The sequence below is a fragment of the Amycolatopsis sp. NBRC 101858 genome (genome assembly GCF_030269325.1).
Taxonomy (GTDB): Bacteria; Actinomycetota; Actinomycetes; order Mycobacteriales; family Pseudonocardiaceae; genus Amycolatopsis; species Amycolatopsis ponsaeliensis.
The window spans coordinates 714,380-726,846 of the sequence record NZ_BSTD01000005.1; the positions used below are offsets into that span (position 1 = coordinate 714,380).

The following is a 12,467-nucleotide window of genomic DNA, read 5'->3' on the forward strand; positions in this document are numbered from 1 at the left end:
GCCCTGCCGAACGAGGTAGACGAAACTCGCGAGTTTGAGAGTCGCGGTCGCGCCGCCGACGATCATCATCGTCACCGCGACATCGGTCAGGTCGCTCTCCGCGGCACGTCCGCCCTCACCGACTGCAGCGGGTAGCCGGTGTCCGTAGATCGAAGGTGCCCTTGATGAACTGACCTTCGTAGGTCGCGTGGACCTCTACTTCGTTTCGGTTGCTTGCCAGACTTTTGAAGTAGCCGGATGCGCGCGAGCGCACCGACCCGCCTGCCCGGCAGCGCTGTGCTGCGGGCAAGCGGGACTGTGCAGAAGGACTCAGCTGGGGAAACCCGAAGCGCGCCAAGCGCCTTCGCCGGGGTGAAGCGGCTTACGCAGCGAAGCGGCGTGATCGCCCCACCACGACGTACGCGGCTTCGGCTTCTTCGCGGCCGGAGCCGCCGACGCCGCGGCGACGATCGCCGTCAGCGCCGCCAGTTCGGCGTCGCTCGGGTTTCCTCGCACCACCCGCAGCAGGGGCCGCTTCTCGTCCTCGCTCACAGCGGGATGTTCCCGTGCTTCTTGGGCGGCAGCGACTCGCGTTTGTTGCGCAGCAGCGACAACGCCCGCGCGACGTGCCCGCGGGTGTGGGCCGGCACGATCACCGAGTCGACGTAACCACGCTCGGCCGCCGCGTACGGGTTGAGCAGCGTGTCCTCGTACTGCTCGATCAGCTCGGCGCGCAACGCGTCCACGTCGCGCCCCTCGTTCGCCGCGTTCGCGAGCGTCTTGCGGTGCACGATGTTCGCCGCGCCCTGGGCGCCCATCACCGCGACCTGCGCGGTCGGCCAGGCGAGGTTGATGTCGGCGCCGAGGTGCTTGGAGCCCATGACGTCGTACGCGCCGCCGAACGCCTTGCGCGTGATGATCGTGACCAGCGGGACCGTCGCCTCCGCGTAGGCGAAGATCAGCTTCGCGCCGCGGCGGATGATGCCGTTCCACTCCTGGTCGGTGCCCGGGAGGAAGCCCGGGACGTCGACGAAGGTGAGCACCGGGATGTTGAACGCGTCGCAGGTGCGGACGAACCGCGCGGCCTTCTCGGACGCGTCGATGTCGAGGCAGCCGGCGAACTGCGTCGGCTGGTTGGCGACGACGCCGACGCTCTGCCCGTCGACGCGGCCGAAGCCGACGATGATGTTCGGCGCGAACAGCTCGTGGACCTCGAGGAACTCGCCGTCGTCGACCACGCGGTTGATGACCTCGTGCATGTCGTACGGCGTGTTCGGGGAGTCCGGGATGAGCGTGTCGAGCTCACGGTCGGAATCGGTGACGTCGTCGAAGAACCCGGCCGGCGCGTCGGACGGCTCGAACACCGGCGCGTCGGAGAGGTTGTTCTGCGGCAGGTAGGACAGCAGTTCCTTGACGTAGGCGATGGCGTCTTCGTCGTCGTTGCCGAGGTAGTGCGCGACGCCGGACTTCGTGTTGTGAGTGCGGCCGCCGCCGAGCTCCTCGAAGGTGACGTCCTCGCCGGTGACCGTCTTGACGACGTCCGGGCCGGTGATGAACATCTGCGAGGTCTCGTCGACCATCACGACGAAGTCGGTGAGCGCGGGGGAGTAGACGTGGCCGCCCGCGTTCGCGCCCATGATCAGCGAGATCTGCGGGATGACCCCGGACGCCTGCACGTTGCGGCGGAAGATCTCGCCGTAGAGGCCGAGCGAGACGACGCCTTCCTGGATGCGCGCGCCGCCGCCTTCGTTGATGCCGACGATCGGGCGGCCGGTCTTGATCGCCAGGTCCATGACCTTGACGATCTTCTCGCCGTAGACCTCGCCGAGGCTGCCGCCGAAGATGGTGACGTCCTGGCTGAAGACGCAGATCGGGCGGCCGTCGACGGTGCCGTAGCCGGTGACGACGCCGTCGCCGTAGGGCCGGTTCTTCTCCTGGCCGAAGTTGGTCGAGCGGTGCCGGGCGAGCTCGTCGAGCTCGACGAACGAGTTCTCGTCGAGCAGCAGCTCGATGCGCTCCCGCGCGGTTTTCTTGTCCTTGGCGTGCTGCTTCTCCACGGCGCGGGCCGAGCCCGCGTGCACCGCCTCGTCATAACGGCGATAGAGGTCGGCGAGCTTGCCGGCCGTGGTGTGGATGTCCGGTTCGTCCTCGGGCGGCGTCCCGAGCGGCTCCGTCGCACTGCTCATTCCCGGGAGCTTAGCTACTTGCAAGTCACTTCGCGTGTGGCGTAGGCAACGTCCGTGGAGATCCGGACGCTCGGTAGTGCTGACCTGCCCGCGTGCGCCGACCTGGCGGAATCCCGGTCGTGGCCGCGCGAGCCGCCGAAGTGGGCGTTGCTGCACGACGTCGGGCAGGTTTTCGGGGTGGACGCGCCGGACGGGCCCGGCTTGGCGGCCTGCGCGGCGCTGGTGTCGTTCGAGGCGGTGGCGTCGATCTCGATGGTGCTGGTCGCGTCCCGGTTCGAGCGACGCGGACTGGGCCGTGCGATCACGGCGCAAGCGCTTGCGGCGGCGGGCGACCGGGTGACCTGGCTCCACGCGTCGACGTACGGCCGGCCGCTGTACGAGTCGATGGGGTTCGTGCCCGACGGCGGCTGCCAGGGGCATGTCGGGACCTTCATCGACGACGGCGGCCCGGGTGCTTCGCCGGGGTCTCTGTGTCCGACGTCCACGCGCTGGACCGGCTCGCTCAGGGCGTGGACCGGCGCCCGCTGCTCGCCCAGCTGGGGACGCCGTTCGTGGTCGACGGCGGCTTCGCGTTCGGGGTGGACATCGGGCACGTGACGGTGATCGGGCCGGTGGTCGCTGTTTCCGAGGAAGCGGCGAAGGCGGTGATCCGCGGAGTGGCGCGGTCGGTGTCCGGCGAGGTCCGGGTGGATCCGGACCTGCGGTTCCCGTCGTTGACGGCGTGGGTTCGCGAACGCGGGCTGGCACCGGGTGCCCTCGCGCCGCGATTGGTCCTGGACGGCCGGGCGTTGCCAGGCGATCCTTCGATGCGGTTCGCGCCGTTCACCCGGGCGCTGTAGGCCGCACCAGGCCGGACTCGTAAGCCGCGATCACCAGTTGTGCCCGGTCGCGGGCCGCCAGCTTGTGCAGCAGCCTTCCGATGTGCGTCTTCACCGTCGCGATCCCCAAGTGCAGCCGCGCGGCGATCTCGTCGTTCGACAACCCCCGCGCGATCAGTGCCAGCACCTCCTGCTCGCGCGCCGTCACGCCCTCCAGCTGCGTCACCGGGCCCGTCGGCAGCCGCGCGAACTCCGACACCAGCCGACGCGTCACCGAAGGCGCCAGCAGTGCGTCGCCCGAAGCCACGATCTCGATCGCCGCCAGCAGGTCCGCCGGTCGCGTGTCCTTCAGCAGGAACCCGCTCGCGCCCGCGCGCAAAGCCGCGTACACGTACTCGTCCAGGTCGAACGTCGTCAGCATCAGCACCCGGACCTCCGACGACGCGCAGATCAGGCGCGTTGCCTCGATGCCGTCCATCGAGGGCATCCGGACGTCCATCAGCACGACGTCCGGCTTCTCGCGCCGCGCCACCGCCACCGCTTCGACGCCGTCCGAGGCCTCGCCGACCACCTCCAGGCCCGGGGCGCTGTCGACCAGCACCCGGAAACTGCCGCGCAGCAACGCCTGGTCGTCGGCGATCAGGACGCGGGTCACCGGGCCGCCGCCGTCTCGTAAGGCAGGCGCGCGAACACGCGGAAGCCGGGATCGCAGGAGCCTGCCGAGAAGTCGCCGCCGTAGACCGCCACCCGCTCGCGCATGCCGATCAGGCCGTGGCCCGGGGTTGCCGAGCCGCCGCGGCCGTCGTCGCGGACCTCGATGCTCACTTCCCCTTCGCCGCCCGTGACGCGGATGCGGCACGTCGTCGCGCTCGCGTGCTTGACCACGTTGGTCAGCGCCTCCTGCACGATCCGGTACACCGACTGGCCGACGCCGCCGGGCAGCTCGTCGAGACCCTCGACGGCCAGATCCACGGACGGGCCCGCCTGCTCCGCACGTTCGGCGAGCGCGCGCAGGTCGGCGAGCGTCGGGGCGGGGGCCAGCGCCGGGACACCCGTGCCGTCGCGCAGCACGCCCAGCATTCGCCGCAGCTCGGCCAGCGTCTCGCGGCTGGTGTCTTCGATGACGCGCAACGCTTCCCTCGCCTCCGCGGGCTGCTCCAACGCCACGTGGTTGCCGACCGCCGCCTTCACCGCGATCAGGCTCATGCTGTGCGCGACGACGTCGTGCATCTCGCGCGCGATCCGCAGCCGTTCCGCCGAAACCGCTTCCCGTGCGTGGTTTTCCCGCTCGGCCACGGCGTACTCGCGGCGCCCGTGGACGGCGATGCCGAGCGCGAACCCGACGATCAGCGCCGACGCCCCGAAGTTCACGGTGGTGGCGGTACTCGGGTTCGGCAGCACCACCCCGAGGAGGCCGATCCCGAGCAGCCCGGCGACGAACCCGACCCGCGACGCCCGGCTGCCCCGGTGCACGACGAACGTGTAGAGCGCGCACCCGGCCGCCACGACGGCGACCGCCAGCACCGGGCCGCCGATCGGCACGGCCGCCGCCGTCAGCACGAGCGCCAGGACGTAGGCGGGCCGCGGCCACCACCGCCGCAGCACGATCGGGGTGACGCTCGTCAGCATGATCGTCCAACCGAGCCACGGGGGGAGCCACAGCGGCAGCGCCCACGCGCCGGCGGCGAGGTTACCGCCGGCCCCGATCGCCAGCACCAGGACCGCGAGCACGTCCAGTACCACGCGAATTCGCATGCACCGAACGTAATGCGGACGCCCGCGCCGCGCGTCAACCCTGAGTCGGACGCTCCGTGTAATGCTTCTTCACGGCCTCGACGCGCTCGTGCGTCCAGTCCGGCAGGTCGACGCCGTGCGTGGCGGCGAACAGCTTGTCGAGCTGCTCGTGGCGCCGGGCCAGCTCCGCGACGACGTCGCCGGGCGCGGCCTCGGTGAACTCGACGCGGGTGCCTTCGAGGGGATCCTGGAGCACGTGCCAGCCCGGCTCGTCCGGGAGCAGCGCGCGGACCTCGTCCACCGGCTTCCAGACGAGGTCGCGGCGGAAGCGGATCGTGCCGTCGGAGAGGACCTCGCCGAAGCCGAGGCCGAACTCCTCCACATAGGACGCCATGCGGGCGTGCCAGTCCTCCGGCTGCTCGACGTCCCGGCCGGACAGGCGCGCGCCGAGGGCGTCGAGGCAGACGTCCCAGCCGCTCGCGGTGCGGCCCGCGGCGAGCTTCGCGATCGCCGGGTCGCCGCGGCCGAACGTGTGCGTGAACTCGAGGAGGCTGCCGTCGCCGTCCGGGGTGATCAGCCAGCGCAGGGTGTCGTCGTTCCAGACGAAGGTGAACTCGCGCGGCGGGTCGACGGTGACGACCTTCCCGGTCGTCGTCTTGTCGTCGCCGGGGAAGGTGAACCGGATCGCGCCGCCGGCACGCAGCTCGACGTCCACCTTCGCCGGGAACCAGTGCGCCAGCTCGCCCGGGTCCGTGATGGCGTGCCAGACCTGCTCGGGCGCGTGCTTCAGGCGGCGTTCGAACCGCAGGGCGGGACGGTCATCGGCGGTCAGCAGCTTCGCGGGCATGCTTGCATATAACCACCGAGGCATATACGGGTCAAGCGCCGCGGACGGCGACGACCGCGGCCGCCAGTTCCGGGTCGCCCGCGGCCTTGTCGAGAGAGGTCCGCAGCACCGAGCAGTACGTCGGCTCGGTCTCGGCGTAGCGCTTGCGGCCGGCGTCGGTGATCACCGAGTAGACGCCGCGGCGGTCGTCCTCGCACAGGTCGCGGATCGTGAGGCCGGCGTCTTCGAGGCGCGCGCACATCCGGCTGACCGAGCTCTGGTTGAGCCCGATCGCCTCGGCGAGCTCCTGCATCCGCAGGCCGCCACGCGGGCCCGCGACCAGCTTGCCGAGCGCGCGGTACTCGGACAGGCCCAGCCCGTGCCTCCGTTGCAGTGCCTTGCCGAGGTCCTGCTCGATGCGGGCGTGCAGCACGAGCATGCGGCCCCAGGACTGTTCGTCGACGGTCATCTCTCCCGCCCTCCTCTTGACAGCCAGCATAGTCCATGGGCAGTCTTTATATGTACATGCAAGTAACTGAGGGGACCTGAGATGACGCGGAACTTCCTCTTCCTGGTCGGCGCGGCGCGGGCCGGCGGGAACACGGAAATGCTGGCCCGGCGGGCGGCGAGGGAGCTGCCTCGCGACGCCGAACAGCGGTGGCTCCGGTTGCCCGAGCTGCCGCTGCCGCCGTTCGAAGACCGCCGCCACGGGGCCGGCGAGCACCCGGCACCGGGTGAGAACGAGCAGCTGCTGATGGACGCGACGTTCGAAGCGACCGACATCGTCGTGGTGTCACCGGTGTATTGGTACTCGGTCGCGGCGAGCGTGAAGCTCTACTTGGACTACTGGTCGGGCTGGATGCGGCTGCCGGTCGAGTTCAAGCCGAAGATGCGCGGCAAGTCGCTGTGGGGCGTGAGCGTCCTGAGCGAGACGGCGCGCGAGGCCCAGCCGCTGATCGGCACGCTCGAGCTGTGCGCGGAGTACCTGAGCATGAACTGGGGCGGCGTGCTCCTGGGGAACGGCAGCCGCCCCGGCGACGTGCTCCTGGACGCCGACGCGATGTCCGCGGCCTCGACGTTCTTCACCGGCGCGGACCTGGTGACCGCCTAGGCGAGGACGTCGGTCGCGATCAGGTGCAGGCCGCGCACGAGGTCGGCGCCCGACGGCGCGCGGTCCGGGTCGATCAGCCACTGCAGCATCACGCCCGAGAGCAGGGCCTGGTGCACGGTGCCGACGGCCCGGGCCTCGTCGCTGCTGTCATCGAGGCCCTGGAAGAGGTTCGCCAGCCCGAACCGGGCCAGTTCCAGGGCGTTCGCCAGCTGTGCGCGCACTTCGGGGTCGAGGTCCGGCTGCGAGTAGGCCTCCATGCTCACCGCCCACATCCGGCGGTGCTCTTCGAACGACTCGATGACCCGGTGCCAGATCAGCTCGAACCGCTCGGCCGGTGCCGCGCCCGCCGGCGTCTCGACCTGCAGCACCTCGGCCAGCGTCTCGCCCCACTCCTCGTTCGCCTCGATCAGTGCGGTGTTGAGCAGGGCTTCCCGCGAGCCGAAGTGGTAGCCGATGGCGGCCATGCTCACGTTCGCCGCCGAGGCCAGGTCACGCACGGTCGTGCGGGCGTAGCCCTTCTCGTTCAAGCAGCGCTTCGCGCCGGCCAGCAGTGCGTCCTTGTTGCCCATGCCCGCAGCCTAGCACGGACGCCTTAGGCGAACGCCTTGCGCGATCGCCCAAATCGCGGTTATGGTTCTCGGCATGACGAACCGACGAGTCCTCATCTCCGGCGCCGGCGTCGCCGGCCCCGCCCTCGCCTTCTGGCTCCACCGCCACGGCTTCACGCCGACGGTCGTCGAGCGCGCTCCCGAGCTGCGCGACGGCGGCTACGCGGTCGACTTCCGCGGCGCGTCCCTGCGCGTCCTCGACCGGATGGGCCTGCTGCCGCAGGTCGAAGCAGCCGCGACCCGGATGGGCGAAGTGACCTATGTGGACGGTGACGACCGGCCGCTGGTCGGCACGCCCGCGTCCGTCCAGAGCGGTGAACTGGAAATCCTTCGCGGTGACCTGTCGCGGATCCTCTACGACGCCACGAAAGACGACGTCGAGTACGTCTTCGGCGACTCGATCACCGGTGTCCTCGAACGCGGCGACGGCGTCACGGTCACCTTCGAACACGGCGAGCCACGCGAGTTCGACCTGGTCGTCGGCGCCGACGGGCTGCACTCGAACGTGCGCTCGCTGGTCTTCGGCGACGAGTCCTGGTACCGCCGCGACCTCGGCTACTACGTCTCGATCTGCACCGTGCCGAACCACCTCGGCCTCGACCACGTCGGCCGGTTCTACAACGAGCCGAACCGCACCATCGGCGTCTACAGCGCGCGGGACAACGCGGAGGCGAAGGCGCTGTTCTGGTTCGGCTCTCCGCCGATCGACTACGACCACCGCGACGTCGAGCAGCAGCGGCGGATCGTCGAGGAAACGTTCAGCGGTGCCGGCTGGGAGACGCCGACGCTGCTCGAGGCGATGCGCGAAGCGCCGGACTTCTACTTCGACTCGGCGAGCCAGATCGTGCTCGACTCGTATTCACGCGGCCGCGTCGCGCTGGTCGGCGACGCCGCGTACTGCGCCGCGCCGCTCTCGGGCATGGGGACGAGCCTCGCGATCGTCGGCGCGTACGTGCTGGCGGGCGAACTCGCGGCGGCCGACGGCCACGTCAAGGCGTTCGGGGCGTACGAGGCCGAGATGCGTGGCTTCGTCGATGCGTGTCAGAAACTGGCCCAGGGCAACGGGAAGTGGTTCGTACCACCGACCCGCGGGTGGATCCGGCTGCGCAACCTGAACTACAAGCTGCTGCCGTACCTGCCGTGGCGCAAAGTGATCGAGGAGATGCCGCTCAAAGCGGGCAACGCGATCACGCTCAAGGAGTATGCGGCGGCGCGGGCGTGACGCCGCGGCGCTTCGCGATGCCGGCCATGTTCTCCTCGCCCCAGTCTCCCAGCGGCAGCAACGCGGTGTTCAGCCGCTGACCCAGGTCGGTCAGCGAGTACTCGACCTTCGGCGGGATCTCGTGGAACACCTCGCGGTGCACGACCTCGTCCGCCTCCAGTTCCCGCAGCGCCTGGATCAGCATCTTTTCGCTGATCCCGTTCACTTTCCGCTTCAGCTCCCCGAACCGCAGCGGTTCGGCGTGCAGCGCCCAGAGGATCAGGGCCTTCCAGCGGCCGCCGACGACGTCGATCGCGGCGTCGAGCCCGCAGCGGTAGGTTCTCGCCAGCATGCAGGATCCTTACCTTTTGGTGGGTACCTGACTTATTAGTCGGTACTTGTCCATAGTAAAGCGCGCCCGCAGCATGATCGGCATGGGAGAAAGCAAGAAACAGGTGGGCGTGCTCGGCCTGGGGCGGATGGGTGCGGCCCTCGCCGGCGCGCTTCTCGGGGCGGGCCACGACGTCGTGGTGTGGAACCGGTCGCCGCTCAAGGCGGGCCCGCTGCTCGACCGCGGCGCGCGCCTCGCGGCCACGCCGGCGGAAGCGGCCTCGGCGGACGTCGTGATCAGTTGTCTGTCCACTTACGACAGTCAGCAGGCGGTGCTGGAAGCCGCTTCGCCGAAGGTGCTGGTCAACCTCACTTCGGGGACGCCCGCGCAGGCTCGTGACGCGGCCGCGTGGGCGTCGTCCGCGGGTGTCGACTACGTGGACGGCGTGATCATGGCGGTGCCGCAGGGCATCGGGACCGCGCAGTCGCGGATCCTGTACAGCGGTTCGGCGTCGGTGTTTTCGGCGCAGCGCGAGGTGCTGTCGGTGCTGGGGGAGCCGGTGTTCCTCGGCGAGGACGCCGGTCTGGCGGCGCTGTACGACCTGGCGCTGCTCGGCATCATGTGGTCGACGATGGCGGGGTACCTGCACGCGCTGGCGCTGGTCGGGACTGAGGGCGTCGAGCCGTCGACGTTCACGCCGATGGCGTTGTCGTGGCTCTCGGCGGTCGGCGGGTTCCTGCCGGGGATCGGCGCGCAGGTCGCGAGCGGCGACTATGCGACGGACGTGTCCGCTTTGGACATCAACGCGGCCGGGCTCGGCCTGCTGGTGGAGACGAGCCGCGCGCAGGGGATCGGGTTTTCGGTGCCGGCGGCGGTCCGGGAGCTGTTCGACCGCGCGGTGGCGGCGGGCCACGGCGCGCACGCGATCGCGAGTGTCATCGAGGAGATCCGGTGAAGTATTCGGGGAAGAAGGCCATCGTCACGGGCGGCACGCACGGCATGGGACTGGCGGTGGTGCGCGCGCTCCTGGACGGCGGCGCGGAGGTGCTGGCGACCGGCCGTGACGTGTCGGGGCTGGACGGGCCGGCGCACTGGCTGTCGTCGGACGCTTCGTCGCTGGCCGACATCGAGGCTTTGGGGGCGTTCGCCGCCGAGAAGCTGGGTTCGGTGGACCTGGTGTTCATCAACGTCGGTTTCGCGACTTTGACGCCGTATCCGGAGGCGACCCCGGAGATCTACGACCGGACGTTCGACGTCAACGCGAAGGGCGCGTATTTCACGGCCCAGCGCTTGGCCGGGCTGGTGCGGCCGGGCGGGTCGTTCGTGTTCACGACCTCGGTGGCGGCCGGGGCGGGGATAGCGGGGATGGGCCCGTATTCGGCGGCGAAGGCGGCGGTCCGGTCGTTCGCGCTGACGTACGCGGCCGAGCTGGCCCCGCGCGGAATCCGGGTGAACGTGGTCAGCCCGGGCTACACGGACACCCCGACGATGGGGGTGACGGGGGTACCGGCCGCGGTAATGGCGGCCTTCAAGGCAACGGGCGACGAGGTGACACCGCTGAAGAGGCACGCAAGGGTCGAAGAGGTCGCGGCGGCGGTGCTGTTCTTGGCATTCGAGGCAACGTTCACAACGGGTGCGGACTTGCCGGTGGATGGCGGCTTGGGCCAGCGGCTCACGTTGCCGGCGTGAGGTGAGGGGCGCGGCTTGCGCCTTGGCTTGGCGGTGCGAGTGGGTGACCCGCCTGCTCGCGCCGGCGGTGCCTCGGCGGCGCGGGCGGGCTTGGCCGGTGCTTGCCCGCCCGCGCCGCCCCCTCCCGGACCTTCAGGTGAGGTGGATGGCCAGGCCTGTCGCGTTGGGGGCGCGGTCGGGGCGGAGGACCAGGTCTTCGTCGTAGTCGCCGCCGTTCTGCGTGCGGAACGGGATCGGCTCCGCTGTCCCCAGTGTCCGCAGGCGCTCTCGGAGGCGGTTGCGGGCCTCGGTGAACTGCTCGTCCGGGAGGCGGTCGGCGCCGTAGACCGGGAGTGGCTGCAGGACTGACATTCCCGCGTAGAACAGCGTTCCGTGGTGTACCGGCCACAGGACCTCGTTCAGCTCGCCGTTCACCCCGCGCGGGCCCATCGCCGGCTCGCGGGCGCCCGCGGTGAGCACCAGCATCGCGCGCTTGCCCGTGAGCCTGCCCTCGCCGTAGCGCAGCGTGCGGCCGTCCTCCGCTCGGATGCCGTAGCCGAAGCCCTTCACGAACACGCGGTCGAACCAGCCCTTGAGGATCGCCGGCATTCCGTACCACCACAACGGGAACTGCACGACGAGCGCGTCCGCCCAGTCGAGCTTCTCCTGCTCGGCCACGATGTCCGGGCTCAGCTCGCCCCGGGTGTGCGCCCGGGCCGACGTCGCCCCGACGACCAGGCGCTCGTCGCCGGCCTCCGCGCCGAAGTCGGCCGCGTCGACCACCGGGTTCCACTTCATCGCGTACAGGTCCGACTCCCGGACGTCGTGACCGAGCTCGCGCAGCGTCCGGAGCCCGTCGTCACGGAGGGCCCCGCTCAGCGAGCGCGGCTCGGGATGCGCGAAAACCCACAAAACGTTCATGACCTCGATGGTCACGCGGGCCGGCGCCGCGATCGAGTGGCCTGATAGCCAACATGTGCAAGAATCGAGCCATGGCCGAATTCGTGCACCCGGACCGTCATCACGTCGCCGTGCTGGTCAGGCACGGCCTGCTCGTGATGGAGCTGGGCATCGTCCACCGGCTCTTCGGGCAGGCGCGCTCGGCGTCGGGCGAGCCGCTGTACGAGGTCGTGACCTGCACCCTCGAACCCGGCCCGGTCCGCACCGACGCCGACTTCACCATCCCGATCGACCGCGGTCCCGAGGTGCTGGCGGAGGCCGACACCGTGATCGTCCCGGCGTCGCTGGCCGAGTACGAGCCCCTGGCGCGCGTGCTGACCCCGCCCCTCGCGGCGGCGCTGGATCGGATCCCGGGGGACGCGCGCATCGCGTCGATCTGCACGGGCGCGTTCGTGCTCGCCGCGGCGGGCCTGCTCGACGGCCGCCGCGCGACGACCCACTGGCGCTCCGCCGACGAGCTGCAGCACCGGTTCCCCGAGGTCGAGGTCGACCCGTGCGTGCTCTACACCGACGACGGCAACGTCCTGACGTCCGCGGGCGTCGCGTCCGGGATCGACCTGGTGCTGCACATGATCCGCCGCGACCACGGCGCGGCCGTCGCCAACGAAGTCGCCCGCGGCACGGTGGTCTCCCCGCACCGTGAAGGCGGCCAGGCGCAGTTCGTCCGGCGGCCGGTGCCCGAGCCGCGCACGTCGTCGACGAAGGCGGCGCGCGCGTGGGCGCTGGAGAACCTGCACCGCCCGCTGACGCTGCGCGAACTCGCCGCCCGCGAGGCGATGAGCACCCGGACGTTCACCCGCCGCTTCCGCGACGAAGTCGGCATCTCGGCCCTGCAATGGCTGACGCAGCAACGGATCGAGCGCGCCCGCCAGCTGCTGGAGGAGTCGGACCTGCCGGTCGACCGCGTCGCGACGGAGGCCGGCTTCGGCACGGCGGCCTCGCTGCGCCAGCACTTCCAGGCCGCACTCGGAGTGTCACCGAGCGCGTACCGCACGACGTTCCGCGGCGAACTGACCGCGCAGGCGGGCTGAATTTTCGTAGTCTG

16 protein-coding genes are annotated in these 12,467 nt (G+C 70.6%); 7 read left to right on the plus strand and 9 right to left on the minus strand.

Annotation, left to right across the window (positions count from 1 at the left end; all coding sequences use genetic code 11):
• Positions 1 to 309: 309 nt before the first annotated feature.
• A complete protein-coding gene (locus QSK39_RS37570; protein WP_285482565.1) occupies positions 310 to 531 on the minus strand; it encodes an acyl-CoA carboxylase subunit epsilon in 222 nt (73 codons plus the stop codon).
• Positions 528 to 2,165: an acyl-CoA carboxylase subunit beta gene (locus tag QSK39_RS37575; RefSeq protein ID WP_285482566.1), complete on the minus strand. Its 1,638-nt coding sequence runs from the start codon at positions 2,163 to 2,165 to the stop codon at positions 528 to 530. Before QSK39_RS37575 ends, QSK39_RS37570 begins: the two co-directional genes overlap by 4 nt.
• Positions 2,166 to 2,219: 54 nt before the next feature.
• On the opposite strand from QSK39_RS37575, the gene QSK39_RS37580 reads away from it, so the two are divergent.
• The gene (locus QSK39_RS37580) at positions 2,220 to 2,762 is read left to right on the plus strand and encodes a GNAT family N-acetyltransferase (RefSeq protein WP_285482567.1); all 543 of its coding nucleotides are present in this window, start codon (positions 2,220 to 2,222) and stop codon (positions 2,760 to 2,762) included.
• Complete coding sequence (locus tag QSK39_RS37585) at positions 2,675 to 3,004, plus strand: GNAT family N-acetyltransferase (protein ID WP_285482568.1); 330 nt, start codon at positions 2,675 to 2,677, stop codon at positions 3,002 to 3,004. The genes QSK39_RS37580 and QSK39_RS37585 overlap by 88 nt, the downstream gene beginning before the upstream one ends.
• On the opposite strand, the gene QSK39_RS37590 is transcribed toward QSK39_RS37585, so the two are convergent.
• Genes QSK39_RS37590 through QSK39_RS37605 form a run of 4 tightly spaced genes read right to left on the minus strand, consistent with a single transcriptional unit; the run spans position 2,988 to position 6,012 of the window.
• On the minus strand, positions 2,988 to 3,638 hold the full coding sequence (locus tag QSK39_RS37590) for a response regulator (protein WP_285482569.1): 651 nt from the start codon (positions 3,636 to 3,638) through the stop codon (positions 2,988 to 2,990). The two genes, QSK39_RS37585 and QSK39_RS37590, sit on opposite strands and share 17 nt — an antisense overlap.
• A complete protein-coding gene (locus QSK39_RS37595) occupies positions 3,635 to 4,738 on the minus strand; it encodes a sensor histidine kinase (RefSeq protein WP_285482570.1) in 1,104 nt (367 codons plus the stop codon). Before QSK39_RS37595 ends, QSK39_RS37590 begins: the two co-directional genes overlap by 4 nt.
• A gap of 34 nt (positions 4,739 to 4,772) precedes the next feature.
• Complete coding sequence (locus QSK39_RS37600) at positions 4,773 to 5,564, minus strand: SRPBCC family protein (RefSeq protein ID WP_285482571.1); 792 nt, start codon at positions 5,562 to 5,564, stop codon at positions 4,773 to 4,775.
• 31 nt (positions 5,565 to 5,595) lie between these two features.
• Positions 5,596 to 6,012, minus strand: a complete 417-nt coding sequence (locus QSK39_RS37605; RefSeq protein WP_285482572.1) for a MarR family winged helix-turn-helix transcriptional regulator — start codon at positions 6,010 to 6,012, stop codon at positions 5,596 to 5,598.
• An 81-nt stretch (positions 6,013 to 6,093) separates the two neighbouring features.
• Here QSK39_RS37605 and QSK39_RS37610 point away from each other — a divergent pair, with 81 nt between their 5' ends.
• Entirely contained in the window at positions 6,094 to 6,654 is a 561-nt protein-coding gene (locus QSK39_RS37610; protein ID WP_284748510.1) for a flavodoxin family protein, read from the plus strand.
• Here the strand turns inward: QSK39_RS37610 and QSK39_RS37615 are convergent.
• Positions 6,651 to 7,223 carry a TetR/AcrR family transcriptional regulator gene (locus tag QSK39_RS37615; protein WP_285482573.1) on the minus strand — a complete coding sequence of 191 codons (573 nt, stop codon included), beginning with the start codon at positions 7,221 to 7,223 and terminating at the stop codon, positions 6,651 to 6,653. The two genes, QSK39_RS37610 and QSK39_RS37615, sit on opposite strands and share 4 nt — an antisense overlap.
• A gap of 73 nt (positions 7,224 to 7,296) precedes the next feature.
• Between QSK39_RS37615 and QSK39_RS37620 the strand changes: the two genes are divergently transcribed.
• Positions 7,297 to 8,484, plus strand: coding sequence for an FAD-dependent monooxygenase (locus QSK39_RS37620; RefSeq protein ID WP_285482574.1), 1,188 nt, complete (start codon positions 7,297 to 7,299; stop codon positions 8,482 to 8,484).
• On the opposite strand, the gene QSK39_RS37625 is transcribed toward QSK39_RS37620, so the two are convergent.
• Positions 8,456 to 8,815 carry a winged helix-turn-helix transcriptional regulator gene (locus QSK39_RS37625; RefSeq protein ID WP_196425894.1) on the minus strand — a complete coding sequence of 120 codons (360 nt, stop codon included), beginning with the start codon at positions 8,813 to 8,815 and terminating at the stop codon, positions 8,456 to 8,458. The genes QSK39_RS37620 and QSK39_RS37625 overlap by 29 nt on opposite strands.
• Before the next feature lie 82 nt (positions 8,816 to 8,897).
• On the opposite strand from QSK39_RS37625, the gene QSK39_RS37630 reads away from it, so the two are divergent.
• Both QSK39_RS37630 and QSK39_RS37635 read left to right on the plus strand, forming a co-directional pair.
• A complete protein-coding gene (locus QSK39_RS37630; protein WP_285482575.1) occupies positions 8,898 to 9,749 on the plus strand; it encodes an NAD(P)-dependent oxidoreductase in 852 nt (283 codons plus the stop codon).
• Positions 9,746 to 10,483 (plus strand): SDR family NAD(P)-dependent oxidoreductase, encoded by a 738-nt coding sequence (locus QSK39_RS37635; RefSeq protein ID WP_285482576.1) that lies wholly within the window; start codon positions 9,746 to 9,748, stop codon positions 10,481 to 10,483. Before QSK39_RS37630 ends, QSK39_RS37635 begins: the two co-directional genes overlap by 4 nt.
• 132 nt (positions 10,484 to 10,615) lie before the next feature.
• Here the strand turns inward: QSK39_RS37635 and QSK39_RS37640 are convergent, their stop codons facing one another.
• Positions 10,616 to 11,383: an NAD(P)H-dependent oxidoreductase gene (locus QSK39_RS37640; protein WP_285482577.1), complete on the minus strand. Its 768-nt coding sequence runs from the start codon at positions 11,381 to 11,383 to the stop codon at positions 10,616 to 10,618.
• Positions 11,384 to 11,454: 71 nt separating this feature from the next.
• On the opposite strand from QSK39_RS37640, the gene QSK39_RS37645 reads away from it, so the two are divergent.
• Entirely contained in the window at positions 11,455 to 12,453 is a 999-nt protein-coding gene (locus QSK39_RS37645) for a GlxA family transcriptional regulator (protein WP_285482578.1), read from the plus strand.
• Positions 12,454 to 12,467 lie beyond the last annotated feature (14 nt).

Bases quoted from the DNA above. Each gene is read 5' to 3' on its own strand.
- QSK39_RS37630 (WP_285482575.1), top strand. From the start codon at position 8,898: ATGGGAGAAAGCAAGAAACAGGTGGGCGTGCTCGGCCTGGGGCGGATG.
- QSK39_RS37615 (WP_285482573.1), bottom strand. From the start codon at position 7,223: ATGGGCAACAAGGACGCACTGCTGGCCGGCGCGAAGCGCTGCTTGAAC.
- QSK39_RS37620 (WP_285482574.1), top strand. From the start codon at position 7,297: ATGACGAACCGACGAGTCCTCATCTCCGGCGCCGGCGTCGCCGGCCCC.
- QSK39_RS37625 (WP_196425894.1), bottom strand. From the start codon at position 8,815: ATGCTGGCGAGAACCTACCGCTGCGGGCTCGACGCCGCGATCGACGTC.
- QSK39_RS37605 (WP_285482572.1), bottom strand. From the start codon at position 6,012: ATGACCGTCGACGAACAGTCCTGGGGCCGCATGCTCGTGCTGCACGCC.
- QSK39_RS37645 (WP_285482578.1), top strand. From the start codon at position 11,455: ATGGCCGAATTCGTGCACCCGGACCGTCATCACGTCGCCGTGCTGGTC.
- QSK39_RS37640 (WP_285482577.1), bottom strand. From the start codon at position 11,383: ATGAACGTTTTGTGGGTTTTCGCGCATCCCGAGCCGCGCTCGCTGAGC.
- QSK39_RS37595 (WP_285482570.1), bottom strand. From the start codon at position 4,738: ATGCGAATTCGCGTGGTACTGGACGTGCTCGCGGTCCTGGTGCTGGCG.
- QSK39_RS37610 (WP_284748510.1), top strand. From the start codon at position 6,094: ATGACGCGGAACTTCCTCTTCCTGGTCGGCGCGGCGCGGGCCGGCGGG.
- QSK39_RS37600 (WP_285482571.1), bottom strand. From the start codon at position 5,564: ATGCCCGCGAAGCTGCTGACCGCCGATGACCGTCCCGCCCTGCGGTTC.
- QSK39_RS37575 (WP_285482566.1), bottom strand. From the start codon at position 2,165: ATGAGCAGTGCGACGGAGCCGCTCGGGACGCCGCCCGAGGACGAACCG.